Raw genomic sequence first — 2,107 nt, forward strand, 5'->3', positions numbered from 1 at the left:
CGCTGGCACGCCGACGATGCCATCGTGCGCAAGCTCGACGAAGTCAGCGGCATCGGCGTGCTGACCGCCAGCGCGCTGAAAAGCGCGGTCGGCCAGCCCGAGCGCTTCGCCAGTGGTCGCCAACTGAGCGCCTGGCTGGGCATGACTCCGCGCGAGTTCAGCAGCGGCTGACCGGCGCAAGCTAGGACACATCAGCCGGCAGGGCAACGTGTACGTGCGCACCCTGCTGATCCATGGTTCGCGAGCGGCGTTGCTGGCGGCGCAACGATTGCACAGACGAGCGCCTGAGCGGTTGACCCGGCTGCAACGCTGGGCAGTGGAGACGGCCGCGCGCATCGGCCACAACAAGGCGGCGTTGGCGCTGGCCAACAAACTGGTACGGATCTGCTGGGCGGTGTGGTGCCACGAACGACGTTTCAGCGGCGACTGGCAGAGCAGCAAGCCCGCCTGACGGCGGGCCGGAGAAAGCAGGAGCAGGTTTTCTTGTGGTTGTGGTGAACAGCGACACTGTCGGAACAGGCGAGTCCTGCAACGGAACAAGGCCGATAACAATCATGATCCCCGTGATCTATTGAGCGCTTGACCCCCGTTGCGCGAACTACAGATTGGCCCGGGCGGCAACGCCCAGCAAAGGCCGGATATACGAATGCAACCGCACTGACGACAGGGGTGGTAGGCTTTACTCACCACTTGTGGGGGGGGGGGCATATACGACTTGTTAGGTTGTTTTACCGAACACTTTTTTGTGCCAATACATGTGGGGGCGGCGAACCAGGCTTCGTTGGTGCTGTTCTGAAACTGAGCCAACTGCCCCATTGGAATGTTGTAACGCCAAAAGAGGGCGAGTAAGTCACGTAGCGCTGCCTCTGAAATGCGGCGGGAACGGACAACAAGAGTGTCTTGCTCCCAGCGAATGACACAGGAAATTTCTCGTGCCCAATCGAACAAGTGCTTTTCGTCGAGCTGAGAGCCAAAGCGAACGCCTGAACAGTCGAGATAAACCATGAGCAACCTAACGGTTAGACGGCTGAACCGCTTCGATGATCTGTGCGGCGAACTTGCTGCTGTGCTCCCTACTTTGTGCCGTGCTTGGGCCCAGACCCATCGTTTCAGAAGCGAGATATTCAAGACGCGCTGTGACCTCTTCGAGCGTGCAGCCGTTCCGTGCCATCGAGACCAGGTACGGAGCGTAGCTATCGTACTCATCGGCTGGCGCCATGCTGCCGGGCTCGACACCAATCGGATCCCAGCGGCGGAGTATGGCTTCGACGGTGCGAATGTCCGCCACTGCCTCATCATTGAGTGTCTTGTGGTCAGCCGCTGTCATTGATCTGCCGTCTAACGAGGTTGTAGAAAAACTAAATAGCAAATTCTGCGGCTGGGATTCTGGCTGTTTTTTATCCAGAAACCGGCACCCATCTTGAAATCCACCGCATTCATCTTGCCCAATTTCTCCAAATTTTGCGTACGGCAAGGCTCCTGAATGAGCCCTGAGGTTTTTCTACAGCCTCAACGTTTAGGTTAAGGGGCGACCGCTGAAAGCGGGCGTCCCGAGTGAGCGAAGCGAACGGACTTGAATGCTGTAATGGACTCTCCCTGCACCACACTTACCCGCACCAGCGGTGCCGTGAGTGGCGTTCGGAGGGTGTCAGCGATGTGCAAGCAGATTGCAGTGGATTTGGCCAAGTCCGTTTACCAGGTTGCCGAAAGCGTCCGTGCCGGGCAGGTGAGTCAGCGCAAGCGGCTGAATCGCGAGGCATTTCGTCGATATATACAGGAGCAGGCCGAGCCGGTCGAGTGGCTGATGGAAGCCTGCGGCACGGCGCACTACTGGGGGCGTTTCGCCCAGGCGCTGGGACACAAGGTGACGCTGCTGCACGCGCGCTATGTGCGCCCCTACCGCCGCCGCAACAAGACCGACCGCAACGACTGCGACGCCATCCTCGAAGCCGCACGCTGCTCGGGCATCCACCCGGTGCCGGTGAAGACGCACGAGCAGCAACAGCTCCAGCAACTGCACGGTCTGCGCGAGACCTGGAAGAAGAGCCGCACCCAGCGCATCAACCTGCTGCGCGGCATCTTTCGGGAGATGGGCCTGGAAGCGCCG

At 59.9% G+C, this 2,107-nt stretch carries 2 protein-coding genes and 1 pseudogene; 2 read left to right on the forward strand and 1 reads right to left on the reverse strand.

From position 1 onward, the window contains the following. Nucleotides 1-451: pseudogene (locus tag E5198_RS21000) on the forward strand (transposase); the annotation flags it as partial. 561 nt (nt 452-1,012) lie between these two features. Here the strand turns inward: E5198_RS21000 and E5198_RS21005 are convergent. Then, nucleotides 1,013-1,474: a hypothetical protein gene (locus E5198_RS21005; RefSeq protein WP_136491840.1), complete on the reverse strand. Its 462-nt coding sequence runs from the start codon at nt 1,472-1,474 to the stop codon at nt 1,013-1,015. Nucleotides 1,475-1,654: 180 nt separating this feature from the next. Here E5198_RS21005 and E5198_RS21010 point away from each other — a divergent pair. Further along, nucleotides 1,655-2,107: transposase (locus tag E5198_RS21010; protein ID WP_136491841.1), on the forward strand; the 453-nt coding region annotated here is incomplete at its 3' end.

This window comes from Pseudomonas sp. A-1 (genome assembly GCF_004801855.1).
Classification (GTDB): Bacteria; Pseudomonadota; Gammaproteobacteria; order Pseudomonadales; family Pseudomonadaceae; genus Geopseudomonas.